This is a genomic window from Pseudomonas sp. B2021 (assembly GCF_018135665.1).
Lineage (GTDB): Bacteria > Pseudomonadota > Gammaproteobacteria > Pseudomonadales > Pseudomonadaceae > Aquipseudomonas > Aquipseudomonas lactis.
Map to the genome: position 1 here is coordinate 5,710,102 of NZ_SMOF01000001.1, position 26,722 is coordinate 5,736,823.

Annotated in this window: 26 protein-coding genes; 7 read left to right on the plus strand and 19 right to left on the minus strand. The window is 62.2% G+C overall.

Annotated elements, in window-relative coordinates:
• Positions 1-44: 44 nt before the first annotated feature.
• A complete protein-coding gene (locus E1K68_RS25840; RefSeq protein WP_003195011.1) occupies positions 45-1,286 on the minus strand; it encodes a D-amino acid dehydrogenase in 1,242 nt (413 codons plus the stop codon).
• 106 nt (positions 1,287-1,392) lie between these two features.
• Between E1K68_RS25840 and E1K68_RS25845 the strand changes: the two genes are divergently transcribed.
• Entirely contained in the window at positions 1,393-2,316 is a 924-nt protein-coding gene (locus tag E1K68_RS25845) for a LysR substrate-binding domain-containing protein (RefSeq protein WP_034133974.1), read from the plus strand.
• Here the strand turns inward: E1K68_RS25845 and E1K68_RS25850 are convergent.
• The gene (locus E1K68_RS25850; protein ID WP_003195019.1) at positions 2,297-2,914 is read right to left on the minus strand and encodes a hemolysin III family protein; all 618 of its coding nucleotides are present in this window, start codon (positions 2,912-2,914) and stop codon (positions 2,297-2,299) included. The two genes, E1K68_RS25845 and E1K68_RS25850, sit on opposite strands and share 20 nt — an antisense overlap.
• Before the next feature lie 145 nt (positions 2,915-3,059).
• Between E1K68_RS25850 and E1K68_RS25855 the strand changes: the two genes are divergently transcribed.
• On the plus strand, positions 3,060-3,974 hold the full coding sequence (locus E1K68_RS25855; protein WP_003195021.1) for a LysR substrate-binding domain-containing protein: 915 nt from the start codon (positions 3,060-3,062) through the stop codon (positions 3,972-3,974).
• 84 nt (positions 3,975-4,058) lie between these two features.
• Here the strand turns inward: E1K68_RS25855 and madM are convergent, their stop codons facing one another.
• From madM to pilG, 17 genes are all read right to left on the minus strand, one after another.
• Positions 4,059-4,823 (minus strand): malonate transporter subunit MadM, encoded by a 765-nt coding sequence (madM, locus tag E1K68_RS25860; protein WP_032897715.1) that lies wholly within the window; start codon positions 4,821-4,823, stop codon positions 4,059-4,061.
• Between the two features lie 5 nt (positions 4,824-4,828).
• Positions 4,829-5,221: a malonate transporter subunit MadL gene (madL, locus tag E1K68_RS25865; RefSeq protein WP_003195024.1), complete on the minus strand. Its 393-nt coding sequence runs from the start codon at positions 5,219-5,221 to the stop codon at positions 4,829-4,831.
• Between the two features lie 66 nt (positions 5,222-5,287).
• A complete protein-coding gene (gene mdcH, locus E1K68_RS25870; RefSeq protein WP_212614819.1) occupies positions 5,288-6,187 on the minus strand; it encodes a malonate decarboxylase subunit epsilon in 900 nt (299 codons plus the stop codon).
• Positions 6,184-6,780, minus strand: coding sequence for a malonate decarboxylase holo-ACP synthase (locus E1K68_RS25875; RefSeq protein ID WP_034133975.1), 597 nt, complete (start codon positions 6,778-6,780; stop codon positions 6,184-6,186). Before E1K68_RS25875 ends, mdcH begins: the two co-directional genes overlap by 4 nt.
• The gene (gene mdcE / locus E1K68_RS25880; RefSeq protein WP_034133976.1) at positions 6,774-7,544 is read right to left on the minus strand and encodes a biotin-independent malonate decarboxylase subunit gamma; all 771 of its coding nucleotides are present in this window, start codon (positions 7,542-7,544) and stop codon (positions 6,774-6,776) included. The genes E1K68_RS25875 and mdcE overlap by 7 nt, the downstream gene beginning before the upstream one ends.
• The gene (locus E1K68_RS25885) at positions 7,541-8,383 is read right to left on the minus strand and encodes a biotin-independent malonate decarboxylase subunit beta (RefSeq protein WP_034133977.1); all 843 of its coding nucleotides are present in this window, start codon (positions 8,381-8,383) and stop codon (positions 7,541-7,543) included. The genes mdcE and E1K68_RS25885 overlap by 4 nt, the downstream gene beginning before the upstream one ends.
• Entirely contained in the window at positions 8,376-8,675 is a 300-nt protein-coding gene (locus E1K68_RS25890; RefSeq protein ID WP_003195035.1) for a malonate decarboxylase subunit delta, read from the minus strand. Before E1K68_RS25890 ends, E1K68_RS25885 begins: the two co-directional genes overlap by 8 nt.
• Complete coding sequence (locus E1K68_RS25895) at positions 8,675-9,508, minus strand: triphosphoribosyl-dephospho-CoA synthase (protein ID WP_212614820.1); 834 nt, start codon at positions 9,506-9,508, stop codon at positions 8,675-8,677. Before E1K68_RS25895 ends, E1K68_RS25890 begins: the two co-directional genes overlap by 1 nt.
• Positions 9,509-11,179, minus strand: coding sequence for a malonate decarboxylase subunit alpha (gene mdcA, locus E1K68_RS25900; protein ID WP_047711983.1), 1,671 nt, complete (start codon positions 11,177-11,179; stop codon positions 9,509-9,511).
• A 541-nt stretch (positions 11,180-11,720) separates the two neighbouring features.
• Positions 11,721-12,140: a hypothetical protein gene (locus tag E1K68_RS25905; protein ID WP_094773914.1), complete on the minus strand. Its 420-nt coding sequence runs from the start codon at positions 12,138-12,140 to the stop codon at positions 11,721-11,723.
• The gene (locus tag E1K68_RS25910) at positions 12,118-12,501 is read right to left on the minus strand and encodes a polymorphic toxin type 44 domain-containing protein (RefSeq protein ID WP_120247510.1); all 384 of its coding nucleotides are present in this window, start codon (positions 12,499-12,501) and stop codon (positions 12,118-12,120) included. The genes E1K68_RS25905 and E1K68_RS25910 overlap by 23 nt, the downstream gene beginning before the upstream one ends.
• Before the next feature lie 344 nt (positions 12,502-12,845).
• A complete protein-coding gene (locus E1K68_RS25915) occupies positions 12,846-13,301 on the minus strand; it encodes a chemotaxis protein CheW (RefSeq protein ID WP_003195048.1) in 456 nt (151 codons plus the stop codon).
• Positions 13,294-19,110 (minus strand): Hpt domain-containing protein, encoded by a 5,817-nt coding sequence (locus E1K68_RS25920; RefSeq protein ID WP_212614821.1) that lies wholly within the window; start codon positions 19,108-19,110, stop codon positions 13,294-13,296. Before E1K68_RS25920 ends, E1K68_RS25915 begins: the two co-directional genes overlap by 8 nt.
• Before the next feature lie 175 nt (positions 19,111-19,285).
• Positions 19,286-21,337 (minus strand): methyl-accepting chemotaxis protein, encoded by a 2,052-nt coding sequence (locus E1K68_RS25925; RefSeq protein ID WP_003195053.1) that lies wholly within the window; start codon positions 21,335-21,337, stop codon positions 19,286-19,288.
• Positions 21,334-21,858 carry a chemotaxis protein CheW gene (locus E1K68_RS25930; protein ID WP_003195055.1) on the minus strand — a complete coding sequence of 175 codons (525 nt, stop codon included), beginning with the start codon at positions 21,856-21,858 and terminating at the stop codon, positions 21,334-21,336. The genes E1K68_RS25925 and E1K68_RS25930 overlap by 4 nt, the downstream gene beginning before the upstream one ends.
• Before the next feature lie 11 nt (positions 21,859-21,869).
• Positions 21,870-22,235: a twitching motility response regulator PilH gene (pilH, locus tag E1K68_RS25935; protein WP_003195057.1), complete on the minus strand. Its 366-nt coding sequence runs from the start codon at positions 22,233-22,235 to the stop codon at positions 21,870-21,872.
• A gap of 46 nt (positions 22,236-22,281) precedes the next feature.
• A complete protein-coding gene (gene pilG / locus E1K68_RS25940) occupies positions 22,282-22,689 on the minus strand; it encodes a twitching motility response regulator PilG (protein ID WP_014720321.1) in 408 nt (135 codons plus the stop codon).
• Between the two features lie 239 nt (positions 22,690-22,928).
• Between pilG and gshB the strand changes: the two genes are divergently transcribed.
• The 5 genes from gshB to pyrR all read left to right on the plus strand — a co-directional run bounded on the left by gshB (position 22,929) and on the right by pyrR (position 26,709).
• Positions 22,929-23,882 carry a glutathione synthase gene (gene gshB / locus E1K68_RS25945; RefSeq protein WP_003195061.1) on the plus strand — a complete coding sequence of 318 codons (954 nt, stop codon included), beginning with the start codon at positions 22,929-22,931 and terminating at the stop codon, positions 23,880-23,882.
• 77 nt (positions 23,883-23,959) lie between these two features.
• The gene (locus E1K68_RS25950) at positions 23,960-24,865 is read left to right on the plus strand and encodes an energy transducer TonB (protein ID WP_047711988.1); all 906 of its coding nucleotides are present in this window, start codon (positions 23,960-23,962) and stop codon (positions 24,863-24,865) included.
• A 182-nt stretch (positions 24,866-25,047) separates the two neighbouring features.
• Positions 25,048-25,617, plus strand: coding sequence for a YqgE/AlgH family protein (locus E1K68_RS25955; RefSeq protein WP_003195065.1), 570 nt, complete (start codon positions 25,048-25,050; stop codon positions 25,615-25,617).
• Positions 25,617-26,054: a Holliday junction resolvase RuvX gene (gene ruvX / locus E1K68_RS25960; protein ID WP_003195067.1), complete on the plus strand. Its 438-nt coding sequence runs from the start codon at positions 25,617-25,619 to the stop codon at positions 26,052-26,054. The genes E1K68_RS25955 and ruvX overlap by 1 nt, the downstream gene beginning before the upstream one ends.
• Before the next feature lie 148 nt (positions 26,055-26,202).
• Complete coding sequence (gene pyrR / locus E1K68_RS25965; RefSeq protein WP_003195069.1) at positions 26,203-26,709, plus strand: bifunctional pyr operon transcriptional regulator/uracil phosphoribosyltransferase PyrR; 507 nt, start codon at positions 26,203-26,205, stop codon at positions 26,707-26,709.
• Positions 26,710-26,722: the final 13 nt, after the last annotated feature.

A 26,722-nucleotide genomic window follows, 5' to 3' on the forward strand; every position in this document is an offset into this window, starting at 1 on the left:
TCCAGACATCATTATTCATCGTTGTACGCTCCGCTAATTAGCGATCAGGCCGCCCTGGGAAGAAATACATGGGCGTCGATCGAGGTGGGCCGTTCGGCAATCATTTCAGCCAACAACTGGCCACTGGCACACGCAAGCGTGAAACCGAGGGCGCCGTGCCCGAGGTTGAGCCACAGATTGCGATAAGAACTGGCGCCAATCAGTGGCAGGCCCGTGGGCGTCGCTGGCCGCATACCTGCCCATTCAACCGCAGCGTCGTAATTTCCGGCCATCGGAAATGTCTGGCGGGCCAAGCGTTTTACGACCGCCAGACGCTTAGGCTCTGGTGAGCTGTTGAAGCCGACCATGTCGACCATCGCGGCGATACGCAACTGCTCGCCGATTCGGGCATAAACAGTCCTGCGATCGTAATCCGTCACGCTGATCTTCGGCGCACAGTGATGTTCGCCGATGGGCACACTGAGGCTGTAGCCCTTGAGGGGGTAAAGCGGTAAACGCATCCCCGGCAACCCCAGGCTCGAACTGTTATGGCCTGCCGCCAGAATGAGGTTCTCTACAGGCAGAACTTCATCTTCAAGCTCCACCGCCACGACCGTACCAAATGCCTCATGAATACGTTGCACCTTGCGTCCGTACACAATGCGGCAACGTCCCGACGCCTCCAATTCCCCGCCTAGCAGTTGGCAGAAGGCATGGCAATCGGCGACTTCTTCGGTAGGGTTGTAAATACCTCCGATAAAGGTGCCCTCCATCAGCGAAGGCTCAAGCTTGCGGCAGTCTTCGGCCGATAGCACCTGTTGCTGGAGGGGGTCTGTCAGTTTGCGCCGCGCCTCTGCGAAGCTGTCTTCGGAGCGGAAGGTCAGCAGTTTTCCATTGCGTTTCCAGTTGAAGCCCTCCAGATGGTCCTCTACCCGCCAACGGTTCAACACGTCCTGGCTCATCGACGCCAGGCGAAGCAAATGCGCGGAGTTGGTGCGGTTGACAGAGGTGCGGCATGCCCCGATGAACGAGGCGAGCCAGCGCCATTGCGACGAGTCAAGTCGAGGCCGCAGCTTCAGCGGCGACTCAGAACGCAACAGAAAGCCCAGCGCCTTGAGTGGAACACCTGCGTCGGCAAGGGGAGTGACATAGCGATAGGACAGTTGGCCACCGTTCGCGTAGCTGGTGGCACTGCCCAACTTTTTTTGCGCTTCGACCAGGGTGACTTCCATGCCTGCACGCACACATGCATAGGCACTCGCCAAGCCAATGACGCCGCCGCCGATGATACATACTCGCCTTGCCATATTGACACCTCACATGGATTGAAACGAATTCCAGAGTAGGTTCCAGTGACAAAAGTTGAACAATGAATAAAGGTAAGCGACCCATAAGTTGAGGTTATGAACTTTCATGCGCTTGCGACATATAGAAATCTTCCAGGCCATCCGGCAGACGGGCTCCATCAGCGCCGCCGCGCAGTTGCTTCATGTCTCGCAACCCGCGGTAACCAAGGTATTGCAACACGCCGAATTGCAACTGGGCTTTCCTCTGTTTCTAAGGGTGCGCGGCAAATTGCAGCCCACCTCGGAAGCTCTGGCCCTGGAAAGTGAAGTAGAGAAAGTGACGACGAGCCTGCAGGGGGTGCAGCGGCTGGCCAAGAGCTTGCGCCATACGCCGGAGCAAAGTGTGCGCATTGGGGCGATCCCCGCGCTGGCGCAGTCACTGCTGCCTCCCTCCATTCTGGAGTGGAAGCGCAGCTACCCGGACATCGCCTGCGAGCTGTCCAGCGACCATAGCCGCGAGCTCGTGCAGCAGTTACTGATGCGTGAAATCGACCTGGCGTTGACCCTCAATTTCTCCGGCCACCCGGGCCTCACCACCCAGATACTGGCGAACGGAGCGCTGGTGGCGTTGGCCTCAAAAGGCTACTGGCCTGAATCTGAATCACACAAGGCACTGCCGTTGGCCGACCTGGCAAGTACGTCGCTGATCGGCCTTTCCAGCGCCGATCCGTTGGCTGCAAAGCTCGACAACTATCTGGAAAACGTCAGCCCACCGCCACAAATAAGCATTTGCGTACAAACCTATTCCCTGGCCAGGGCGATGGTCGAATCGGGCGCGGGCATAACGGTCATCGACCCCTTCACCGCCCTCAGTGCCTCCACGGCGACCGTGTGTATCCGTACGCTCACGCCACCCCTGCCGATTACCCTGTACGCCTTGACCCGCGCCCACGAACCGCCGCCGCATATGTTGGCCGACCTGCTGCAGATTTTCGGCACCCGGGCGCGGGAGTTGCTGGACCTCCCGCAGGTCAGAGCACGTAATGCATGATCGCCACGAAATGCAGCAGGCTGCCGCCGATCACAAACAAATGCCAGATGCCATGGGAATGGCGCAAGCGATCCTCCAGAGCAAAAAAGATAATGCCTACGGTGTACAGCACTCCGCCTGACGCCAACCAGATAAAACCGGCCGTGCCCAGCGCCGCCATCAGTGGTTTGACCGCCACCAGTACGATCCAGCCCATCACGGCGTAGATCACGATGGACAGAATCCGCGCCTCCGAGCGCGGCTTGATCTCCTGCAGGATGCCGATCACCGCCAGCCCCCAGACAATCCCGAACAGCGTCCAGCCCCACGGCCCGCGCAGGGTCACCAGGCAGAATGGCGTGTAGCTGCCGGCGATCAACAGGTAAATGGAAAAGTGATCGACCTTCTGCATGATCGCTTTTCGCCGGCCCCGCACGCTGTGGTACACCGTTGACGCGCTGTACAGCACCATCAGGGTAAAACCATAAATCGCCACGCTGACGATCTTCCAGGGGCTGCCGTCCAGGCTCGCCACCACCAACATCCACACGGCGCCAATACAGGCCGCGACTGCACCGAGCAAATGGCTCCAGGCGTTGAATCGTTCCCCGTGGTACATCTGTCACTGACCTCCCGTAACCCTCAAGAACAGGCGGACAAGCGTCCTGCCTTGCGCATCAGAGTGCAAGCGGCACGTGACGTTCCGGCGACGACAGCCGCGTTTACGGGCACAATCGAGTGCAATCGAACAAGAGCCCAAGGCCATGCTGATCGACGAAGAATTCACCCTCAAGAAGCTGGAGATCTTCCTGGCGTTCATGCGCACCGGCAACCTGGCCCGCGCGGCCGCCGAGCTGCAAACCAGCAATGTCAGCGTGCACCGCGCCATTCACTCCCTGGAAAGTGCCCTGCGCTGCCCGCTGTTCAAACACGAGGGGCGCAACCTCACCCCGCTGGAAAGCGCCTACGTACTCGAAGAACGCGCGCAGAAACTGGTGGCCGACGTGGTCGACAGCGTGCGCCTGACCCGCGAAGCCGCCGGGTTCTCGGCCGAACGCTTCAAGCTCGGCTCGCTGTATTCGCTGACGGTCAAAACCGTGCCGCAACTGATCATGGGCCTGAAAATCCGGCGCAGCGAACTGAATATCGACCTGATCCTGGGCTCCAACTTCGACCTGCTCTACAAGCTCAAGAACATGGAGGTGGACGCGATCCTCATCTCCCTCGACGAACACGCCCACGACCCCGACTGCGAGCAGATCGCGCTGTTCAGCGATGACATCTTCCTCGCCACCCCGGCCGATTCACCCTTGGACCGCAATCAGGAAATCGACCTGGCCGACGTGCGCGATGCCACCTTCATCACCCTCACCCAGGGCTTCGCCACGCATCAGGACGGCAACCGAGTGTTCCATCAGGCAGGGTTCGAACCGAAGGTGGCGATGCAGGTGAACGATATCTTCACCTTGCTGAGCATGGTCAGTTCAGGGGTGGGTTATGCGCTGCTGCCTGGGCGGATCGCGGCGGTGTATGAGAACCGCGTGAAGCTGATACCGCTGCAGCCCAGGTATCGGTTGCAGCAGCAGATCGGTGTGGTGTTCCTGAAAGCCAAGGAGCGTGACCCGAACTTGCTGGCGTTGTTGGCGGAGTGTCGGATGTATGCCAATCGCCAGGTTTGAGACCGCCATCGCAGGCAAGCCAGCTCCCACAGCGGACCGAGATCACCTGTGGGAGCTGGCTTGCCTGCGATGAGGCCCGACCTGTCAGCCCACCAACCCACGCATCAACAAAAACAACAACGAAGGCCCCAGCAAGCACCCCAGCGCCGTATAGAACGCCGCCGTCAAACACCCATAAGGCACCAGCTTCGGATCTGTCGCCGCCAAGCCGCCCGCCACGCCGCTGGAGGTGCCCATCAAGCCACCGAAGATCACCGCGCTACGTGGGTTGTTCAGCCCGATCAGCGGCGCCACGAACGGCGTCATCACCATCACCAAAATGGCCTTGATCAACCCTGCGGCAATGGACAGCGCCATCACCTCGGAGCTGGCCCCAATCGCCGCGCCAGTCACCGGGCCGACGATATAGGTCACGGCCCCGGCGCCGATGGTGGTGAGGCTTACCGCATCGGTGTACCCGAACGCCATCGCCACTCCTACACCGGCAACGAACGACGAGCCCACGCCGACAAACAGCGCCAGCACACCCACGAAGCCGGCGCGTTTCAACTCATCGACACTCACGCCAAACGCCGTGGCGACAATGGCAAAGTCCCGCAACATCGCACCACCTAGCAGGCCGATGCCCGACAACAGTGGAATATCCACCACGCCCTTGGAACCACCGGTAAACGCACCGCCCACATACGACAGCGCCAACCCCAGCAGAATGGCAATGGCCGAACCATGCAGGCGGCCCTTGGTGAAGGTATCGGAGATCCAATAGGACACCCACATGGTCAGGCCGATCACGGCAAAACCACTGATCAAGCCGTAGCCGGTAATCACTTTCATCATCGATTCGTACATGGCGATCACCCGGCTTCTTTGGTGGGAACAGGAGCAACCGGCTCGCGGTTACCGATACGCACCAGCACCGGCACCAGCGCAAAGCCAAGCACCACGGCGAGAGTGCCGGCCAGAATCGCCATAGGCCCACCGCTGATGGCGCCATACACGTTTTGCTGGGCAGCCATCGCCACCACAATCGGGATATAGATCGCGGCCCAGAAACTCACGCCTTGCTCTGACTTGCCGGTAAACAAGCCGCGTTTGCTCAGGTAGCTGCCCAGGCCGATCAACAGCAGCATGGCAATACCCACCCCGCCGACGTTGGCCGGAATACCCAACAGCTTGCCCAGCAGTTCACCCACAAACAGCCCTGCCAACGTGCAGAACGCCAAAAAAGCCACACCGTAGATAATCATGTTGTTGTCCTCAAAGTGCTCGTTCGAAATTGTTGTTTTTGTGCTTCGAAAGCCTTGGGTACTGCGTTATCGGTGGCGGCGCTCCTCCTCTTGCAGCAGGGCCTGCAAGGTGTCCAGGCGGGCGCCTTCGCAGGCGATCACCGTGCCTTGTTCAAACACCCGGCGTGATAGACCGGTGAGCACCGCACCCGGAGGCAGTTCGATCTGCAGCCGCACACCGCGCTCGTAGGCGCTTTGCACAGTGCCGCGCCAATCGACGACGCGGCACATGTTGAAGGCCAGGTCGTCACGCAGTTGTTCGGGGTTGTGGATAGGTCGCGCGCGGGTGCTGCTCAGGTAAGTGATGCGCGGCGCGTTGAGTGGGACGAAGGCTTGGAACAGTGCCTGGGCGGGTTGCTCCAGCAACGGGCAATGGGACGGCACGCTGACGGCCAGGCGCTTGGCGACGCCGTTGCCTTTGATGCGCTCGGCAACCCGCTTCATCGCCTCGTTGCTGCCGGCGATGACGGTCTGGTTATCGGCATTGATATTGGCCAGGTACACCGGCGTTTGCACGCTGTGGATATCCGCCAGCAGCGCTTCGACACTGGACAGATCAGGGCCGATCAGCGCCGTCATGCCATAGCCCTGTGGATAAGCCTGCTGCATCAGTTCGCCACGCAGGCTGACCAGTTTTATCGCATCAGCAAAGCCCAGGGACCCGGCGATCACCGCAGCTGGGTAGGCGCCGATGGACAGGCCCGCCACGTAATCCGGCGTGCACGCCAATTGCCGCGCATGGGCCACACCGGCGATCAACAGGCACAGCTGCACAGCCCGCGTCGACTCAAGCGCCTGCGCCGAATCGAGCAGACGAACGTCTTCACCCAGGGCATCACTGGCCTCTTGCACAATGTCGGCCGGCAACGCCTGGAGCATGCCGCTGCGTTGGGCGCCCTGCCCCGGAAACACCAAAAGGCTGCTCATGCCACGGCCTGCCAAGGGTCGAGTACAAGGTGCGCACCGCTGACGGTTTTGAGCAGTACACGGTGTGAGGGGCCGGCCCATTCGCGCAAGGCGACGGCGCCGAAAGGGGTTTGCAGTTGCAGATCGACGGCGCAGGGCGCAGTGTCCAGGATCGCCAACAGCGCTCGTGCCTCCCTACGATCCAGATGCTTGGGCGTACACAGAATCAAATCCAGGTCACTGTTGGCATGCAGTGCTTCAATGCCGCTGGCCAGTTCAAACCCGGCACTGCCGCTGACGCCCCAGTCTTGCTGCGCCAGCACCGGCCGCAGTTGATCGAGGGCCCGCAGCGCCGGTAAATCCCGTGCGGAGGGTACGTCTCGCAAATCCTGCGGCACCACCCGCCGATGCACCGCCGCCACAGGCATCCGGGCGGCAAAACGCTGCTCACGCACACGCCCACGCACCCCGACCGCCACATGGCCCGGCTCGGCGATGGCGCGCCGCACCACCACCGGATGCCCGGCACGGATCGCCTCCCGCACCCAGGCCGGAGCATCCGCAGGCAGATGCGCCAGGGTCATGCCCCAGAGCAAGTCGTGGGCGTTCACCATTGCTCCCGCAACAGTTGGCGCACGTGGCTGGAGGCAGCACGGTTGGTGGCGCCGAGGCGTGAACTCAAGTCGGTGCTGCCGATATCCTTGACCGCCTGCACCAGGCAATCGCTGACCCGCGCCACGTCATCCGCCGTGGGTTGTTCAATCTGGGTGACTGTCAGCGTCTCCCACAGCAAACCCAGGCTGGCATAGCTGTCGATGTCATAGGCCATCGGCGGCACGCTGGCGGCCAGGGTTTCCAATTCTTCGACGCTGCGCAAGGTCACCCGGGCGGCCGAGGCTTTGCCCATGGCATGCACCATCACGCCTGGGTCGCGCAGGGCAATCAGGCGATTGGCCTGGTAGCCGTGAGCGAGGAACGCGCCCGACATGGCCTTGCCCACCAGCAGGGCGATCACCGGGTGGCCGGCAAGCCGGGCGCGAGCGTAGCTGTCAGCAGCGGCGGCCAGGGCCTGATGAATGCCCAGGGCTTCTTCGCGGCGGCCATAGGCTTGGCTGGGTACGTCGACGATAGCGATGATGGGCCGCTTGTCACCCCGGGCGATGGCTTCGTCCACCGCCTTGGCCAAGCCCCAGCCTTCCAGCAGGCCGACTTCACCATTGCGGGCGCGGGGGAAGCGGTTGTGCGGGTCGGGAACCACGGCGATATAGCGTACCGCCTGTTCACCCAATACTCCGTCCGCCACTTTCAATGAGCCCGGCAAACCTTCGACCGGCGTTGCGTTGGCGCTCAATGCGTTGAACCACTGCAAGCCTCTCATGAGCGTTCTCCCTGATACAGCGCGCGAACCGCCGCCGGCTCGATCTGCGCCGTGGTGTCCAGTTCGGCCAGGCGCGCCAGGTAGAAATCAGCGCGCCGGCTGCGAGGTTGTGAGGGCACACCTTGCTGCAACAGTGTGCTGACGGTCTGCTGGATCTGCGCGATATCGTCCGCCACATAACGGTCGGCCAAGCCGCTGTTGAAGCGTTGCTCGCCACCGGTAAGGCTCCAGATAAAGGGGCGGTCGCGGGAATCGTATTCCTCCAGGCCCGCCTCCTGTTCGATCACTTGCGGGCCATTCAAGCCCAGGCGTGCTTCGCGAGTGACCACCAGGTAGCTGCACAAGCCAGCCGCGATGGACATGCCCCCAAAGCAACCGACACTGCCGGCCACCACGCCGATCACTGGCTGGTACTGACGCAGGTCGACAATCGCCGCGTGAATCTCGGCAATGGCGGCCAGGCCCAGGTTGGCTTCCTGCAAGCGCACGCCACCCGTTTCCAGCAGTAGCACCGCGCAGGTGGGGATGCCGTTGCGGTTGTCTTCGGCGGCCAGCTCCAAGGCGCCCGCGATTTTCGCACCGCCAACTTCACCCAGGCTGCCGCCCTGGAAATTACCTTCGATCGCGGCAATCACCACAGGCTTGGCGCCGATGCTGCCCTTGGCGATCACCACCCCGTCATCGGCCTGTGGCACCACGCCTTGGCGGCTGAGCCACGGCGACATGACCCGCTGGAACGGGTCGATCAACTCGCGGAAGGTACCCGCATCCAACAGCGCCTTGGCGCGCTGCCGGGCACCGAGCTCCACAAAGCTGTGTTTGGCAAGTAAGTCAGTCATGGCCTACCTCCTCGAAACCTTGCTCCAGGCGCAAGCGCACTACGCCGGGCGTGGCACCGAAGTCGTGGATATCAATGTTCAGGGCCGGCGGCGTCTGCTCCTGGAAGATGCGTTCGAACAGGTGCTGCCAGCGTTGCTGCGCGCCATTGACCGAGGTTTGCACCTGGATGGTCAAGGTGCCGGGCGTGCCCGGTTCCAGCAGCACTTCCAGGTCGCCCGAGCCGACGCAACCCACCAACGCACGGCCTTTGGGCGGCTGCCCGGCGGGGAATTCAAAGGATAGGGTTTGCATCACAACGCTCCGTCGAGGCGATCGATAAACAGGCAGGCGGCCAACAGGTCGGCGGCGCCACCGGGGGAGGCATTCAAGGCCAGCAGTTGCAGGTCCAGCTCATGCAATTGACGGCGTCCGGCCAGGGTTGCGCTGCCACCGGCGTCGAGCACGGCCTGGGCGCCCTGTTGCATAGCGGCCAAGCCTTCGGTACCGGCGCGGTAGAGCACGCAGGTGTCTGCCAGGTCCGTCATGATCGCCAGCAAGGCATCCAGGCGAGCGTTCTGCTCACCGGCGTATGCGCGGCGGCTCTTGTGCAGCTGCGGCAGGCCGCGTTGGATTACCGAGGGGAAGCCGAGCTGCGCTTCTTCACGGGCACCGCGTGCGCCGTACCGCTGGGCAACCTGGGCGCCATGGCTCATGGGCTGCGGTGCGTAACGGTCGTTGAGCAGGGCCAGTTTGGCGGCGGTCAGGGTTATGGCACGGGGTTCCAAGGCCGCCGCAGCGGTGAGCAAACCCAGCGCCCAGATCGCACCGCGATGGGTGTTCACGCCCTGGGTGGTAGCAAGCATGGCTTGCTCGCCTTCACGGCCAATACGCCCGAGCGCTTCGCGCAACGGCAGGCCGACTTCGCCGATGTCGAGCGCAGCCTCGGCCATTTCCTTGAACGTCGGCCACAGTGACAGCGCCGAAGCGTGCATCAGCCCCAGGTGCAAATCGCTGTGGGCACCATTGCCACGCCGGTCCACCAGCGCAGGCTTGGGCGACAGGTCGGCTTCATCGATCAGCGCATCGACGGCCATATCCGCGAGGCGATCGGCGAGGCTGAGTTCATGCAGTTTGAGCGCGCGCATTTACCAGCTCCTGAACTTGGCGGGCGGGTTGTACAGGCCACCAGACCACTCCACCAGATCGGCCACGCTCTTGGCGGCCAACAACTCGCGGGTGGCGTCGGTGCGGCGAATACCCAAGTCTTCGGGCAAGGCAATCAAGCCTTCGCGACGCATGCGCGCGGTGTCCTTGGGGTTGTGGCGCATGCCGATGGCGGTCACCCCGGCGACGGCGGCGATCATCGCCTGGCGTTCTTCCAGGGAGCGCGCCTTGTACAGGTAGGCGATGCCTTCTTCGGTGAGCAAGTGGGTGACGTCGTCGCCGTAGATCATGATCGGCGCCAGAGGCATGCCGCTTTTGCGTGCCACTTCCACCGCGTCCAGGGTGTCGACGAAGGTGGGTTTGCCGCCTTCCTGGAAGGTCTCGACCATCTGCACCACCAGTTTTTTGCCGCGTTCAAGCAGGGCTTCTGGCGCATCGTCGTGGCGCATATCCAACCAGGCTGGGGTGCCATGGCGGCGGCCGCGTGGGTCGTGGCCCATGTTCGGCGCACCACCAAACCCGGCGAGGCGGCCACGGGTCACGGTGCTGGAATGCCCGTCGCCATCCACTTGCAGGGTGGCGCCGATAAACAGGTCCACGGCGTATTGGCCGGCGAGTTGACAGAACATGCGGTTGGAGCGCATCGAACCATCGCGGCCGGTGAAGAACACATCCGGGCGTGCGGCGATGTAGTTTTCCATACCCAGTTCGGTGCCGAAGCAATGCACACTTTCCACCCAGCCGCTTTCAATCGCCGGAATCAGCGTGGGGTGTGGGTTGAGGGTCCAGTTGCGGCAGATCTTGCCTTTCAGACCCAGGGATTCGCCGTAGGTGGGCAAGATCAATTCGATGGCGGCGGTGTTGAAGCCGATGCCATGGTTGAGCGATTGCACATTGTGTTTTTCGTAGATGCCACGGATCGCCATCATCGCCATCAGCACATGCACCGGCTTGATATGGCGTGGGTCGCGGGTGAACAGCGGCTCGATGTAGAACGGCTTGTCAGCCACCACCACGAAATCCACCCAACTGGCGGGAATGTCGACACGGGGCAAGTCGGTGACGTCATCCACCAACTGGTTGACCTGCACGATGACGATGCCATCGCTGAAGGCGGCGGGCTCGATCAACGCCGGGGTGTCTTCGGTGCTGGCGCCGGTGTAGATATTGCCAGCGCGGTCAGCCATGAAACCGGCCGAGAGCACCACGTTGGGGATCAGGTCCACCACCAGCCGTGCGTAGAGTTCGATATAGGTGTGGATCGCGCCGATTTCCAGCAGGCCGTCTTCCAGCAACTGACTGATGCGCAGGGATTGGGTGCCGGCGAAGGAAAAGTCGAGCTTGCGGGCGATGCCCTTTTCAAACAGGTCCAGGTGCTCGGAACGGCCGACGCTGGGCATGATCATGTGCAAATCGTGGAGCTTGGCCGGGTCGGCCTTGGCCAGGGAGCGCGAGAGGAAGTCAGCCTGCTTCTGGTTGTTGCCCTCCAGCACCACGCGGTCGCCGGGGAGGATCAAGGCTTCAAGGGCCTCGACGATCTTGTCACTGGGCAACACCGCCCCGTCTGCGTATTTTTTGACCAGCCCGAGCCGCCGCTGCTTCTCGTCGCGCCGCCGCGTCCAGCGCGAGTCGGGGGTGATGGTTGTTGTCATGGTCGCTCCACGGGGTTTGCTGTCGTGGGGCTTACCTTAGGAGTGAAGCGTTAAGGCATCAATCAAGCTGGAGGACGAACCGTTACGCCTGGAGTAACGAAGATCAAACTGTGGGAGCTGGCTTGCCTGCGATAGCTGTAGGTCAGTTGCAGAGATGTTGACTGACAGGCCGCCATCGCAGGCAAGCCAGCTCCCACATTGGTCGGTGGTGTTGGTTAGATAGCGGTCCCAAAGAGGGAACGATCAGTCCCTTTTTGGGACCGTTTCAAAGGGTGGCGACCGTGCGCAGGTGTGCAAGACCGGGCCTGTTTAGGACACCCAGCAGGTCCGAAGACCTCCTGCGCGCAGCCGCCATAAAACAGCGAGCACAAAAAACGCCCGTGGTTGGCTGGGCGTTTGTACGCCTAAACAGTTTCGTCGGACTTGCACGTCCTTGTCACCGTTTTTTGCGATGACGGGACGAAGACTAGGCGCGATGATCAATCACAACAAGTTCATGCATAGCCCGATATCTTGCAGGAAAAATCTGAGCGCCGGCCCATCACAACACCATCATCACCCTGACCTTCCCAAGGCCCTCCAGCGCATAGCTATGGTACTCATACACTTCTCCCTGAATAACCAGCTGCAGGGCACCACCCTCATTATTGACTTGAACATCGGACTCTTTTGTTTTGAGAAAAGGAGGTGCTGACACTAATGCGCTGAGTATTTCCTGATCACTTCCCAAATCCTTATGCACGTAGTACCTGTAGGAAAACCCCACCGTCGCGCCACCTTGGCCATCTCGCGCACCATAGATCGACATACCGTTGCCCAGGGAATGCTTCAACACCACTTCATCCAGGTCCGGTGTTCCGGGCGCCAGGACCCAACTGCCGCCGATATAGAGCAGGCAGATCACAAGCAGGCAATTACGCAGCACAGGTATGAGCCGCTTAGTGGCCTTGCGAAATGGCATATTCGATACCTCTTCTTATCCAATAATGGTCCCGTGGGTCGTCACCAAAAGGCTCACCGCCCCACCATGATCCAAAATCCGGACGAGTCGTTCTGGCGACGGTTTGAGCCACACCGGCGGCTCGCAGCAACACATTTTCGGGAATGCCCAGCACTGTGCCTGTGGCACCGTAATTGAAGTTACCAAAAGCTTCGTACTGACGCCTCTGCTTCTTATAGTTCCAAGGGCCGGCCGCACGGACCTGGGATTCAAACCAGGAATAGGCGAATGCCGAGCCGGGCTTGAGATGAATGCGTTTGGATTGGGATATCGCCATGTTTTCAAGAGTTGAAACACCGGGCGGCATTAACGGCACGGCCATTTGCGAGTCCTTGCCGGCAGTGAGGAGTGCAGAAACTAGCCACTCCACTGCGGCCTGAAAACCCACCTATTCCAAATTCAGAACTCGCCTACAGCAACTCCATCCTATTCCGACATTCATCGATTATTTGCACGCTCTGCGTGGATTGATTGAGACCTGGAGATGAGCGCAGCTCAGTGTGGGAGCAACTGTCTTTAAGGCTTTTAACTGATCGTTCCCACGCTCCGCGTGGGCATGCATCCTGTGACGCTCTGCGTCACCCTTGTGCTGACTGGCAGGACGCGGAGCGTTCCCGGCGGCATTCCCACGCGGAGCGTGGGAACGAACAGTCATAGGGCTCAGGATCAGGCCAGGCCGGACTCTACCAGCAGCGCTTCAAGGCCCATTAAATCCGGCACCTTCGCCACCTGCTCGCCCACTTGCACCGCCGCCAGTTCCAGTGGGCATAGCGGCACATCCACGTAGCTCAATTCGCTATCAAGCTTGTACGAACGCGGAATGCCCTGGATCACCAGCGCGATGAATTTCAATGTCGGTCGCCCACCCAGTGCATTCAACACCACGATGCGCGAGCGTTCACCCGTCATGCTGGCTTCGCCGCAGGCCGCCTCAAAGCTGATCAGCGGAATTTGCCGATCGCGCCAGGTCACTTGCCGCAGGTACCACGGCGGCGCATCGCTGGCGGGTTCGCCGCGCTGGAAGTCGATCAGTTCGGCCACGGCAACGTTGGGCAGCACCAGGTGGCGGTCGGCCAGGGGCAGCAGCAGCCCGGTGAGTTGGCTGGTGCGGTGCTCAAGCATGGGACTTGCTCCAGTAGGCGATGCTTTCCAGCAGTACCGACTCTTGGTACGGCTTGCCGAGGTAGTCGTTGACGCCAATGGCCATGGCGCGGTCGCGGTGTTTCTGGCCGGTGCGTGAGGTGATCATGATGATCGGCAAGCGCATCAGGCGTGGGTCGTTGCGTATCTGGATGGCCACTTCGAAGCCGTCCATGCGCGGCATTTCGATGTCGAGCAGCATCAGGTCCGGGGTGTGTTCTTCCAGGATGGCGAGGGCGTCGATGCCGTCCTTGGCGGTGAGCACGTTCATGCCGTTGCGCTCCAGCAGGCGGCTGGTGACTTTGCGCACGGTGACCGAATCGTCCACCACCAGCACCAGCAGCGGACGTTTTTTCAGTGGATCGTTGAGGATCAGCGGCGCATCCACCGCCTGGGCCGGCAAGGCCGGTTGCCGGGCGCGGATGTGCGCCAGCAGGTCGATGATCAGCACCACATGGCCGTCGCCCAGGATGGTCGCGCCGGTCACGCCTTGCACCCCGGAGAACTGCGGCCCCAGGCCCTTGACCACAATCTCGCGGGTACCGGCCATGGCATCCACATGCACCGCCACGCGGCGTTCATTGCAGTGCACCAGCAGCACCGGCACCGGCTGGTACTGGCCCAGCAGTTTCGGGCGGCTGGCGGTGTGCAGCAGGTCGCCTAAGTAGAACAACTCGTAGCGCTGGCCGGCGTATTCATAGTGCGGTGGGTCTTGCTGGTAGTGCCCGGCCAATTCGTGGGGCAGCACGCGCACCAGGCCTTCGATGGTGTTGAGAGGGATCGCGTATTGGTCGTCCGCGCAGTGCACCATCAGCGCACGATTGACCGACACGGTAAACGGCAGGCGAATGCGAAAATGCACGCCCATGCCCGGCGTCGAGTCGATCACCATCGAGCCGCCGAGCTGACGCACTTCCTCATGCACTACGTCCATGCCCACGCCGCGCCCGGAAATCTGGGTGATTTTTTCTGCGGTGGAAAAGCCCGGTTGCAGGATGAACTGCAACACGTCACGGTCGCTGATCTCTTGATGGGGCGCGAGCAGGCCGCGCTTGATCGCCTTGCGTCGCACCGCTTCGAGGGGCACACCCGCGCCGTCGTCACGCATGTCGAAGACGATGTCGCCGCCTTCGTGAGTCAGGTCCAGGGTGATGCGGCCCTTCTCAGGTTTACCCGCCGCCAGCCGCACTTCGCGGGACTCCAGGCCGTGGTCGACGGCGTTGCGCAGCATATGCTCCAAGGGTGCCGCCATACGCTCCAGCACATTGCGGTCCATCTCGCCTTCGGCATTGCCGACGATGAACTCCACGTCTTTGCCTAATTCGCCCGCCACTTGCCGCACGATGCGCTTGAGGCGTGGCAACATGCGCTCGAAAGGCACCATGCGCGTGCGCATCAGGCCTTCCTGCAACTCGGTGTTGATGCGCGCCTGTTGCTGCAGCAGGTTGTGGGCATCCTGGTTGCGGCGCTCAAGGGTGTCCTTGAGGTCGAGCAGGTCGGAGGCAGATTCGGACAGCGCACGGGCCAGCTGTTGCAGCTGCGAGTGGCGGTCCATTTCCAGCGGGTCGAATTCTTCGTAGCCCAGGCGTTCGGCCTCGGCCTGCTGACGGCTCAGGAGGCGGCCCTGGGTTTCGCTGTCGAGCCGGCGCAGTTGGTCGCGCATGCGTTCAATGGTGGTTTCCATCTCACTCAAGGCAATGCGCGCATCCTTGACTTGCTGCTCGATACGCCCACGGAAGATCGAGGTTTCGCCGGCCAGGTTGACCAGGTCATCAAGCAAGTCGGCGGAGATTTTCACCATGTCGGCAGCCGGGTCGGCGACCGCTTCGGCCTTGCCAGCCGGCAGCGCCACCGGTGTGACCGGCTCATCACTGGGGTGCACCAGGCTCTTGATGCGCTCGATGAGTTTATCCACCGAACCCACCGGCAACCCCTCGGCCACGGCGTCGATCATCTGCGCCAGGCGGTCATGGCAGCCTTGCAGCAGTGCGAACAGTTCAGGGGTCGGCGCGAGCAAACCGGCGGACAGCCCTTCGTAGAGAAATTCCAGCTCATGGGCCAGATCGCCGATCGGCCCGATCTCGACCATGCGTGCACCACCCTTGAGGGTGTGCAGGTCCCGCAGCAGGGTTTCCACTTCCTGGCGACTGCCCGGTTCGGCCTGCCAGCGCAGGAGCGCGCTGCCTGAACTGTCGAGGATATCGGCGGCTTCTTCGAGGAAGATATCCAGTAATTCCGGGTCGGCACCCGAGGCTGGCGTCACAGCGGCCGGAGCTGCCGGGCTGCTGGCCTGGCGCAATTCCCGCAGCCTTTCGACCAGTTCGGCACCGTCACTCAAGGGTTGCTGCTGTTGCAGCTCGTCCAACTGTTGGGCCAAGCGCTCATGGCTGGCCATCAGTGCCTGGGACAGCTCGACAGAATAGCTATAGCGGCGGTCCACCAGCCCCTCATAAACGCATTCCAGCTCATGGGCCAAGTCGCCCACCGGGTCGATTTCGGCCATGCGCGCACCGCCCTTGAGGGTGTGCAGGTCCCGCTGCAACGAGGACAAGGGCGCAGCGTTTTCGGGTTCCAGCAACCAGCGCTTGAGCGACTGGCCGGCGCTGTCGAGGATGTCTACGGCCTCTTCAAGGAAAATCTCGACAATCTCGTCGTCCATCGCGGTGGCGTGATCCAGCTGCGCAGTGGCCGCGCCCAACTCGGCGATACTCAGGCCGCGGCTGCCGTCGCTTTTGATCAGGCCCGTGGCGGACGGGTCCAGTGCTTCATCGAGCAACTCGCGCAACGCCTGCAGCCGTGCGGGCGCGGGGCTGATTTCCTGGCCGGCGGCCAACTGGTCGAGCATGTTGATCAGCGCGTCATGGGCCTGTTCGGCCTCCTGGAAAAACCGGGCGCTGACCGCCAGGCTGCTTTCTTCTACCGCGCCATACAGGTCGAGCAAGGCTTCGCACAACGCGTCGATAGGATGCAGATCGGCAAGGTGCGCGCCCTCGCCCAGGGTGGTCAGCTCGTCCAGCAACGCCGTGAGTTCCTGACGGTCGCCAGGGTGTTGCTGCCAGCGACGCAGCAAGCTTTCGGCGTCGAGCAGGATGTCCATGCCCTGGGCCAGGAAGTTGGTGATCAAGTGCGGGTCACGCTTGACGCGCAGGCCGGCCGTGGGCGCGTCGAGCAAGGCGGCGAGTTGATGCTCCAGCAGGCGTTGGGTGCGGCTGATCAGGTCGGCCGCGCCGTTGATCGGCGCCAGTGGATTGTGGTCCAGGTCACCCAGCCCGCGCTGGAACAGCGCTTGTGCTTCAAGCAGCAACGCCACTTCGTCCTTGCCCAGCGGCAGGCGGTGGGCCTTGTATTCACGGGTGAGGTGGTCCAGCGGGCGCGCCAGTTCGGCGATGGGCAACACGCCGGCCATGTAGGCGCTGCCCTTGAGGGTGTGCAAGGCGCGTTGCAGTTCATCGCTGACCTGCAGCGGCACCTGCTCGGCGGCCTGTTGCAGGAAGTGCTCGAGGCTGTCCAGATGGCCCTGGGCTTCGTTGCGGAAGATCTCCAGCAGCATCGGATCATGGGGCTCGGTGGCCGACGTGGCGGCGCCACTGGCCAGGGCATGGGCACGGGCGGCCAAGGCGTCCACTTCATCGCGCTGGCGTTGGTCGTCGCTGGCAAAATCGGCGATCAGCTCCGGCAGCAGGGCCACGGCCTCATCCAACACCTGCTGCACCTCAGGGCCAAGGATTACGCTGCGTTCCAGCACGCGATTGAGCAGGTTCTCCACGGCCCAGGCCAGCTCGGCCAGCACCAGGGCGCGCACCATGCGGCCGCTGCCCTTGAGGGTATGGAAGGCGCGGCGCATTTCGCCCTGGGCGGCTTTGTCCGTGCTGTCGGGCAGGTAGCGATGCAACACGTCGAGGACTTCATCGGTTTCTTCAAGGAAGACTTCGCGCAGCTCATCGTCAATCGGTTCTTCACCGGCCGGCGGCGGCAACAGGCTGCCCGGTCGCTGCAAGGCCGGAGGGTTGAGACGTGAGGTGGGGCTGGCCAGCGCATCGAACTGGGACTGGCTGGGTGCGGCCTCGGACAGTGCGCCCTCGGGCGCAACCAGGGCCTGGCGCCAAGGTTTTTCCACCGGCAGGTAGCCCAACGCATTCAAGCCCTGGGTGGCCAACTCCAGCACTTTTTCCCCCGCCGCGTCAGGGTCTTGGAGCATGCGTTCGAGGTAATACTCCAGGCTGCTGACCACCTCGGCGAAATGCGCCAGTTGAGCCGCCGAAGGAGCGGCCTGGTTGATCATCAATTGCTCATCGACGTAATCGGTGCAACCGCGCATCAAGCTCGCCGCGCGCGGCAAAGGAATCATCGCCAGGGCACCGCGTACCTGGCTCAACAGCTCGGGCAAGGACTCAAGGCGCTGACGGTCCCAGTCGGCCTCGATGCAGTCGATCACCAGCTCCTTGGCTTGGCGCAGGCACTGGCACGACTCGCGAATCACCAGCTGGTGAATCTGGGTCAGGTCGGTGGTGGGCAAGCGGCTGTCTTCACGGCTTTGCGGTTCGACGGTGCCGATCATCCCCGCCAATGTCGCTTCGACATACAGCAACGCGCCGGCCACATCCATCAACACCGCGTCATTGGGTTCGCGCTGCCCCTGGACCAGGCTCAACACCACCGCGAGTTGGTCGATGATCACTTTGCGCGGCTGGCCGAAACCCAGCACCGCGAGGGTATCGGCGATCTGCCGCAACGGCGCCAGCAATGGGTCGAGGTCTTGGGTGTGCTGGCGATCACTGCGCACGAACAGATCCAGGCGTTCCTTGACCCGCACCAGCTCCTCACACAACGCCCCGAGTACCGAGCCCATGGCATTGCGATCCGGCCCAGCCAGCCGCGCACGTTCAGCATCGACCACGGCGCTGTCGGGCAAGGCTTCGTCCAAGCCGTAGCGTTCCTTCAGGCTTTGCATGCGCGGCGTCGGCCGGGTGACTTTGGCGACGTAGAACAACAGGCTCTTGAGCAACTCATCCGGCGCCGGCTGGTTGATGCCATTGACGCCTTGAACCAGCAAGCGCTTGAGTTGTTTATCGCTAGCCTTGAGCAGGCTGCGCAGCGCCGGGCTGTTGGCGACCACGCCGGTGAGCATGCCTTCGACCAGCGCCGAGGTGACCTGCCACAACGGCAACAGCGGCGCGCCCTGGCACAGCGCTTCGAGGCGTGCGAACACCCGGGCCATGTCTTCCAGGTTGCTGGGGCCGTGGTCTTCACGCAGCAACCCGGCAAGGGCTTGTTGCAGCAGGTGGCGCCATTGGCGCAACTGCTCATGCAGATCCGGCGTTGCCCGTTGGGCCAGGGCTTGCTCAGGCAACGGCTCGATCGACAGTAGTTGCGGGCTGAACAGGCTGGTTTCCGACAGCAGGCTTTCACCACGGGCGCTGCGCAGGTCGTTGAGCAGCGGCAGCACCACCAGTGGCAGGTCGCGGCGGGCACTGTGCACGCGGTCGAGGTACAGCGGCAATTGGCCGAGGGCTTGTTGCAGCAGGCGGATACTTTCATCGCGCTGGCCGACATGCCCGGCCTGTAGCGCCAGGGCCAGTTCTTCGATCTCTTCGGCCAACAGCGCCGCGCCGTAGAACTCGACCATTTGCAGCGCGCCATGCACCTGGTGGATACCGGCCAGGCATTCGTTGAGGGCGTCGTCGACCTGGGTTTCAACGTACGCGTCCAGGGCCGAACGGGCCTGCTTCAGGGTTTCGGCAATATCGCCCTTGACCCATTCGAGGGCCACGTAGTCGTGCCGATCAACCATAACTGCTCCGCTTAGAATTCATGAGTTGCTGGTATCTCACAAACAATGGAGATCCAATGTGGGAGCTGGCTTGCCTGCGATAGCGGTGGGTCAGCACTATATCTGTATCTGACAAACCGCTATCGCAGGCAAGCCAGCTCCCACAGTTGGACTGTGGTGTTGTTCAGGTCGTATTTCAATCATCGACCTGCTTGGGCGGCGGCAAGGTGAAACCCGATACCGACCTGCGCAACTGGCTGGCCATCTTCGCCAGGTTACCAATGCTCTCGGCGGTGGCGGTGGAACCCGACGAAGTCTGCGTGGTGATCTGCTGGATCACGTTCATGGTCAGGGAAATCTGCCCCGCCGATGAGGTCTGTTGCTGCGCCGCGTTGTAAATGCTCTGGATCAGCGCCGCCAGGGTTTTGGACACGCCTTCGATCTCTTCCAGCGCCACCCCGGCGTCCTGGGCCAGGCGTGCGCCGCGCACCACTTCTGTAGTGGTCTGCTCCATGGAGATCACCGCTTCGTTGGTGTCGGCCTGAATGGTGCGCACCAGGGTTTCGATCTGCCGGGTGGCCGCCGAGGAGCGTTCGGCCAGCCGTTGCACTTCATCGGCCACCACCGCAAAGCCGCGCCCGGCGTCACCGGCCATGCTGGCCTGGATTGCGGCGTTGAGGGCGAGGATGTTGGTCTGGTCGGCGATGTCGTCGATCAGGCTGATGATGTCGCCAATTTCCTGGGACGACTCGCCCAGGCGCTTGATGCGCTTGGCGGTGTCCTGGATCTGTTCGCGAATGTTGTCCATGCCGTGGATGGTGTTGTGCACCACCTCGTTACCTTTGTTGGCGATCTCTACCGAACGTTCTGCTACCGCAGAGGATTCGGCCGCGTTGGCCGATACCTGATCGATGGACTGCGCCATCTGGTTGATGGCGGTAGACGCTTCGGCAATCTGCTGGGCCTGATGCTCCGACGCCTGGGCCAGGTGCATGGCGGTGGCCTGGGTGTCCTGCACCGCGCCCGCGACCTGCCCGGCCGTGAGATTGATGGTGGCGACCAGGTCGCGCAGTTGGTCCACCGAATAGTTGATGGAGTCTGCGATGGTGCCGGTAAAGTCTTCGGTGACCGAGGCGGTGACGGTAAGGTCGCCGTCGGCCAGGTCTTCGATTTCATCCAGCAGGCGCATGATCGCGTTCTGGTTGCGCTCGTTCTTCTGCGCGGTTTCATGCAGTTGGCGGTTGGTCTCGCGCACCATGACCAGGCCGATCAGGATGATCGAGGCCAGCGCCAGCAAGCCCAGCACGTAACCGCCGATGGTGTCTAAACTGCGCCCGCTGGCGAGGTTTTCAAAACCGGTGGCCAGGTGCGAAGCTTCATCGAGCAGGGTTTGCGACAAGTTGAAAATATTGCTCGCCGAGGCGCGCACCTGGAACAACTGCGGCGAAGTCTCGAGAATTTCATCCACGGAGCCGGAGACAAATTCGAACAGCTCGGCAATGTCCGCCAGCCGCGCCCGGGCGTCCGGGTCTTCGACCTGGGTGATACGCAACCCCGGGTTGCCGTTGAGCATGCCATTGAGCACCGCGCCAAAACGGTTGGCATCGCGACCGAAGGCATCGGCGGCCTGCACGGCGGTTTCATCCCCCGCCAGCACCGTGTTGACCGCCCCCAGGATACGTTCGGCCAGCAGCGACTGGCGTTGGGCCAAGGCCACCTGGCTGGCCGGGGCGCCGCGTTGCAGCAGGCTATCCACGACCTTTTCCGACTCGATCTGCAGTTGCGGCACGGTTTCGGCCAGGGTCGCCGCCACCTGGTGCAACGACAACACGGTCTGCTCGCTGGCCAGGATGGCGTCGGTGTTTTTCAGCAGCGCCTCCCAGTCGGTCTGCACTGCCCGCATTTCGGCGCGTACCGCACTGGGCGCCGCCGGCAAACCGGTTTGCGGGTCACCTTTTTTCAGGTAGCCCCAGCGCTGGGCAAAATCGTTGCGCGCATCGCCCAGCAGCTTGAACGCCGCCGCTTTGCCGGCAGCGGCCTCGGTGGCGTTCTTGGCAATGCGCTGGGACAGCACGCGCAGCTCACCGGCGTGGCCGATGTACTGTTTATCGTAGGTGGACTGGGTGTTGAGGTACGCGAAGTTGGCGAACAGCAACATGATGAACACGATCAAGGCGATAAACAGCACGATGATCTGCGAACGGCTGCGCGAAGCGGCCTGGGGTTTGGGCGTGGTAGCGGTGCTCATGCGGCAACATCCATGAAGCCAGGGGCCTGGGCCAGGGCGAAGGGGCTGAAGACTTGCCACGGCGGGTCGCCGTCGAACTGGCCCTGCATAAACGGCGCGCTCGAGGCGGTGCTCGCCACCCAGGCGTCCAATGGGAAATGCTGCATGCCTACCACCTCATCTACCAGCAGCCCGACAAACAGGTCGTTGAACTCCACCACCAGCACCCGCCGTTGCTTGCGCGCCTTGGACAACTCAAGGCCAAGGAACCCGCCCAGGTCCATCACCGGCAGCAAGCGCCCGCGCAAGTTGGCCACGCCCTTGACCCAAGGCTTGACCCCCGGCATCAAGGTGCAGCGCGGCTCATGCAACACCTCGGCGACTTCGCCCATGGGCGCCACGTAGGCGTTTGGCCCTATGCGAAAGGCGATACCGCTCCAGCGTTGCAGGCGCGTTTCCTGGGACGGCAGGTCCGCGGCCAGCAAGCGGCAGCGGCGGTCGATGTCCAGCAGCAGCTCAAAAGCGGTTTGCGACTCGGTCATGATCGCAAGCCTTAGCCGGCCAGCACCTTGTTCAGGGTGGCGATCAGGGTTTCTTCATCCACCGGCTTGGTGAGGTAGTCCTTGGCGCCCTGGCGTTTGCCCCAGACTTTGTCGGTGTCCTGATCCTTGGTGGTGATGATGATCACGGGGATATCGCTGGTTTCGGGCGACTTGGACAATTGGCGTGTGGCCTGGAAGCCGTTGAGGCCCGGCATCACGATGTCCATCAGCACCGCGTCGGGCTTTTCCTGGCGGGCCAGGGCCACGCCATTCCCTCCGTTCTCGGCTTTCAGGACTTGGTGGCCGTGCTTTTCCAGCATGCCGGTGAGTTTGTACATTTCAGTCGGCGAATCGTCGACGATCAGAATACGTGCCATGGTTTTCCCCGCTACATTGGTCGGCGCCAGCCCTCGTGAGGCGGCGTCAGTGTGCTTGTTCTACTGCGGCGAACCCAGGCACATAAGCCTTGATCGCCCCCAGCAGTTCTTCCTTGCTGAAAGGCTTGGTCAAAAATTGATCGACACCCACAATGCGTCCCTTGGCCTTGTCGAACAGGCCATCCTTGGAGGACAGCATGATCACCGGGATCGACTTGAACGCCGGGTTGTTCTTCACCAGGGCGCAGGTCTGGTAGCCATCCAGGCGCGGCATCATGATGTCGACAAAGATAATGTGCGGGTGATGATCGACAATACGGGCCAGGGCGTCGAAACCGTCGATCGCCGTGATGACCTCGCACCCCATGTTCTTCAACAGCGTCTCGGCGGTGCGGCGGATCGTTTTCGAATCGTCGATCACCATCACCTTCAAGGCGTTGGAATGCTGTTCCATATCTGCTCTACCATCGCCACAGCGAATCGGTTTTCGGTGTGTACTGCCTGACGTTGCACAGGATGAACGCCGCAAGCCTTGGAATTCAAGGGCTGCTGCGCCGTGCCAGCCTTTTTAGCACAGTCTCCTGGCGCAATCTATCGAGGCACCCGCCCAGTGGTTTTTCCTTGACCCACAACAGCCGCAGCGCCACTCTGACGCCACTTTTATGCGCCCCAATTTGCTAGAGGAAATCCCCCATGAGCGTTCGCGTCGGCATTGTCATGGACCCTATCGCCAGCATTTCCTATAAAAAGGACAGTTCGCTGGCCATGCTCCTGGCCGCCCAGGCCCGCGGCTGGACCTTGTTCTATATGGAGCAGCGCGACCTTTACCAGGGTGACGGCGAAGCCCGCGCACGCATGCGCCCGCTGCAGGTGTTCGCCAACCCTGAGAAGTGGTTCGAGCTTTCTGACGAAATCGACAGCCCGCTGAGCGACCTCGACGTGATCCTGATGCGCAAGGATCCGCCGTTCGACATGGAGTTTGTGTACTCCACCTACTTGCTGGAGCAGGCAGAACGTGCGGGCGTGTTGATCGTCAACAAACCGCAGAGCCTGCGCGACTGCAATGAAAAGCTGTTTGCCACCCTGTTCCCGCAGTGCACGCCACCGACCGTGGTCAGCCGCCGCGCCGATGTACTGCGTGAATTCGCCGCCAAGCATGGCGACGTGATCCTCAAGCCGCTGGACGGCATGGGCGGCACCTCGATCTTCCGTCACCGCGCCGGCGACCCGAACCTGTCGGTGATCCTCGAAACCCTGACCGCCCTGGGCACCCAGCAGATCATGGGCCAGGCCTACCTGCCGGCGATCAAGGACGGTGACAAGCGTATCCTGATGATCGACGGCGAGCCGGTGGATTACTGCCTGGCGCGTATCCCGGCAGCCGGCGAGACCCGTGGCAACCTGGCCGCCGGTGGTCGCGGTGAAGCGCGGCCGTTGTCGGACAAGGACCGCTGGATCGCCGCTCAAGTCGGCCCGACCCTACGGGAAAAAGGCCTGCTGTTTGTCGGACTCGACGTAATTGGTGAGAACCTCACTGAAATCAACGTCACCAGCCCCACCTGTATTCGCGAGATCGACAATGCATTTGGCACGAATATCGGCGAAATGCTGATGGCCGCCATTGAGCGCAAGCTAAAAGCCAAGTGACATAGAACAGCCGGACACACACCAACATTGCGTTATCATGCGCCATCTGTGAAACGCGCGATGTTGGTTTTCTTGTCATGACACTCCCGTCCGATCTGCCCCCCGAATTCACCCATAGCGGCGTGCGCCCGGCTGATCGTCTCGGTTTTACCCTGTTTCTCGCTGCGCTGATTCACCTCGCCCTGCTCCTGGGCGTGGGGTTCACCCTGGTGGAACCCAAGCAGATCACCAAGACCCTGGAAATCACCCTCGCCACGTTCAAGAGCGAAAAGAAGCCCGAAAAGGCTGACTTTCTCGCCCAGGACAACCAGCAAGGCAGCGGCACCCTCGACAAGAAAGCCGTGCCCAAGACCACCGAAGTGGCGCCCTTCCACGACAACCAGGTCAAGAAGGTCACCCCGCCGCCGGCGCCCAAGCCCGAGGTCAAGCAGGCCGCGCCCAAGGCTGCGGTAACCACCGTCGCGCCCAAGCCGCAAAAAGCCCCGACCCAGCGCGAAAAAGCCAAGACCGAACCCAAGCCCGAACCGGTGAAACCTGCGCCGACGTTCGACAGCTCGACGCTGTCCGACGAAATTTCCAGCCTGGAAGCCGAACTGGCCCATGAGCAACAGCTGTATGCCAAGCGCCCGCGCATCTACCGCCTGAACGCGGCCTCGACCATGCGCGACAAAGGTGCCTGGTATAAGGACGAGTGGCGCAAGAAGGTCGAACGTATCGGTAACCTCAATTACCCGGACGAGGCGCGGCGCCAGCAGATTTATGGCAATTTGCGCCTGCTGGTGTCGATCAACCGTGACGGCTCGCTGTATGAAGTGCAGGTGCTGGAGTCCTCCGGCCAGCCGCTGCTGGACCAGGCCGCGCAACGTATCGTGCGTCTGGCCGCGCCCTTTGCGCCGTTCAGCGGCGACTTGAACGACGTGGACCGCCTGGAAATCATCCGCACCTGGCGGTTTGCCAAGGGCGACCGGTTGTCCAGCAACTGATCGCGCCCGCACTTCAGATCGTTCCCACGCTCCGCGTGGGAATGCCGCCACGGACGCTCTGCGTCTGCCCTTGGGACGCGGAGCGCCCCGGGATGCGTTCCCACGCGGAGCGTGGGAACGATCAGCGATCAGGCGCGCGCCCGCACTTGTCAGTTCGCCCCTCCAACGCCACACTAGCGGACATGAAAAACGTCAGCCCGACCTACCTCAAGCACCAATTCCTGATCGCCATGCCCCATATGGCCGACCCGAACTTTGCGCAGACCTTGACCTACATCGTCGAGCACACGGCCAATGGTGCCATGGGGCTGGTGGTCAACCGCCCGCAGGAGCTGAACCTGGCGGATATCCTTGAGCAACTGCGCCCGGAAATCGACCCGCCGGCAAGCTGCCTGCACGTGCCGATCTACATCGGCGGGCCGGTGCAGACCGATCGCGGTTTTGTGCTGCACCCCACCGGGCCGAAGTTCCAGGCCACGGTAGACCTTGAAGGCGTGTCACTCTCCACGTCCCAGGACGTGCTGTTTGCCATCGCCGACGGCGTCGGCCCTGAGCAAAGTGTGATCACCCTGGGCTACGCCGGTTGGGAAGCCGGGCAACTGGAGGCCGAACTGGCCAGCAATGCCTGGCTGACCTGCCCGTTCGACGCTGACATCCTGTTCAACACCGCCAGCGAACTGCGCCTGGAAGCGGCCGCGGCCAAGCTGCGGGTCAACCTCAGCCTGCTGACCAGCCAGGCGGGGCACGCCTGATGGCTTTGCGTCTGATCCTCGGTTTTGACTACGGCACCAAACAGATCGGCGTCGCGGTTGGCCAGGTCATCACCGGCCAGGCCCGTGAGCTGTGCACCCTCAAGGCCCAGAACGGCGTGCCGGACTGGAACCAGGTCGAAGCCCTGATTAAAGAGTGGAAGCCTGACGCAGTGGTGGTCGGCCTGCCCCTGAACATGGATGGCACCCCGAGCGACATGTGCCTGCGCGCCGAGAAATTCGCGCGCCGCCTCAATGGCCGCTACAACCTGCCCTTCTATACCCACGACGAACGCCTTACCACCTTTGAAGCCAAGGGTGAGCGCCGTGACCGTGGCGGGCAAAAAGGCAGTTACCGCGACAACCCGGTGGACGCCATCGCCGCCGCCTTGCTGTTGCAGGGCTGGCTGGATGAAAACACCGCTTTATTTGAATCCTGACGGACGCGGCTTGCTGCTATGCCGTTTTTGTAGGAGCGAGCTTGCTCGCGAAGAACTCACAGGCACCGCGCACTTCCAGGTTTTCACGCGTTATCGTTGACGTTTTTCGCGAGCAAGCTCGCTCCTACACACTTAACAAGGAGCCACCATGAGCTTGCCGAACCCTGCCGAACTGATCAGCCAGATGGCGATACGCCTCAAGGCGCACCTGGAACACCGTGCCATCAGCGAACCGCGTTTTATCGGCATACGCACCGGTGGCGTGTGGGTGGCCCAGGCATTGCTGGAAGAACTGGGTAGCGATTCGCCCCTGGGCACCCTGGACGTGTCCTTCTACCGCGACGATTTCAGCCAGAACGGCCTGCATCCACAAGTGCGCCCATCGGCCCTGCCCTTCGAGATCGAAGGCCAGCACCTGGTATTGATCGACGACGTGCTGATGAGCGGCCGTACCATCCGCGCCGCCATGAACGAGCTGTTCGACTATGGCCGCCCGGCCAGCGTGACCCTGGTGTGCCTGTTGGACCTGGACGCTGGCGAGCTGCCGATCAGCCCGGACGTCGTAGGCGCGACCCTGTCGCTTGCCCCCCAGCAACGGGTAAAATTGTCCGGTCCCACGCCGCTCGAACTCGAACTGCAAGACCTTGCCCTTTAAACCGCCTTGTAAA

Coding starts and splice junctions, on each gene's coding strand:
- E1K68_RS25840 (WP_003195011.1), bottom strand. CDS start 1,286: ATGGCAAGGCGAGTATGTATCATCGGCGGCGGCGTCATTGGCTTGGCG.
- E1K68_RS25845 (WP_034133974.1), top strand. CDS start 1,393: ATGCGCTTGCGACATATAGAAATCTTCCAGGCCATCCGGCAGACGGGC.
- E1K68_RS25850 (WP_003195019.1), bottom strand. CDS start 2,914: ATGTACCACGGGGAACGATTCAACGCCTGGAGCCATTTGCTCGGTGCA.
- E1K68_RS25855 (WP_003195021.1), top strand. CDS start 3,060: ATGCTGATCGACGAAGAATTCACCCTCAAGAAGCTGGAGATCTTCCTG.
- madM (WP_032897715.1), bottom strand. CDS start 4,823: ATGTACGAATCGATGATGAAAGTGATTACCGGCTACGGCTTGATCAGT.
- madL (WP_003195024.1), bottom strand. CDS start 5,221: ATGATTATCTACGGTGTGGCTTTTTTGGCGTTCTGCACGTTGGCAGGG.
- mdcH (WP_212614819.1), bottom strand. CDS start 6,187: ATGAGCAGCCTTTTGGTGTTTCCGGGGCAGGGCGCCCAACGCAGCGGC.
- E1K68_RS25875 (WP_034133975.1), bottom strand. CDS start 6,780: ATGGTGAACGCCCACGACTTGCTCTGGGGCATGACCCTGGCGCATCTG.
- mdcE (WP_034133976.1), bottom strand. CDS start 7,544: ATGAGAGGCTTGCAGTGGTTCAACGCATTGAGCGCCAACGCAACGCCG.
- E1K68_RS25885 (WP_034133977.1), bottom strand. CDS start 8,383: ATGACTGACTTACTTGCCAAACACAGCTTTGTGGAGCTCGGTGCCCGG.
- E1K68_RS25890 (WP_003195035.1), bottom strand. CDS start 8,675: ATGCAAACCCTATCCTTTGAATTCCCCGCCGGGCAGCCGCCCAAAGGC.
- E1K68_RS25895 (WP_212614820.1), bottom strand. CDS start 9,508: ATGCGCGCGCTCAAACTGCATGAACTCAGCCTCGCCGATCGCCTCGCG.
- mdcA (WP_047711983.1), bottom strand. CDS start 11,179: ATGACAACAACCATCACCCCCGACTCGCGCTGGACGCGGCGGCGCGAC.
- E1K68_RS25905 (WP_094773914.1), bottom strand. CDS start 12,140: ATGCCATTTCGCAAGGCCACTAAGCGGCTCATACCTGTGCTGCGTAAT.
- E1K68_RS25910 (WP_120247510.1), bottom strand. CDS start 12,501: ATGGCCGTGCCGTTAATGCCGCCCGGTGTTTCAACTCTTGAAAACATG.
- E1K68_RS25915 (WP_003195048.1), bottom strand. CDS start 13,301: ATGCTTGAGCACCGCACCAGCCAACTCACCGGGCTGCTGCTGCCCCTG.
- E1K68_RS25920 (WP_212614821.1), bottom strand. CDS start 19,110: ATGGTTGATCGGCACGACTACGTGGCCCTCGAATGGGTCAAGGGCGAT.
- E1K68_RS25925 (WP_003195053.1), bottom strand. CDS start 21,337: ATGAGCACCGCTACCACGCCCAAACCCCAGGCCGCTTCGCGCAGCCGT.
- E1K68_RS25930 (WP_003195055.1), bottom strand. CDS start 21,858: ATGACCGAGTCGCAAACCGCTTTTGAGCTGCTGCTGGACATCGACCGC.
- pilH (WP_003195057.1), bottom strand. CDS start 22,235: ATGGCACGTATTCTGATCGTCGACGATTCGCCGACTGAAATGTACAAA.
- pilG (WP_014720321.1), bottom strand. CDS start 22,689: ATGGAACAGCATTCCAACGCCTTGAAGGTGATGGTGATCGACGATTCG.
- gshB (WP_003195061.1), top strand. CDS start 22,929: ATGAGCGTTCGCGTCGGCATTGTCATGGACCCTATCGCCAGCATTTCC.
- E1K68_RS25950 (WP_047711988.1), top strand. CDS start 23,960: ATGACACTCCCGTCCGATCTGCCCCCCGAATTCACCCATAGCGGCGTG.
- E1K68_RS25955 (WP_003195065.1), top strand. CDS start 25,048: ATGAAAAACGTCAGCCCGACCTACCTCAAGCACCAATTCCTGATCGCC.
- ruvX (WP_003195067.1), top strand. CDS start 25,617: ATGGCTTTGCGTCTGATCCTCGGTTTTGACTACGGCACCAAACAGATC.
- pyrR (WP_003195069.1), top strand. CDS start 26,203: ATGAGCTTGCCGAACCCTGCCGAACTGATCAGCCAGATGGCGATACGC.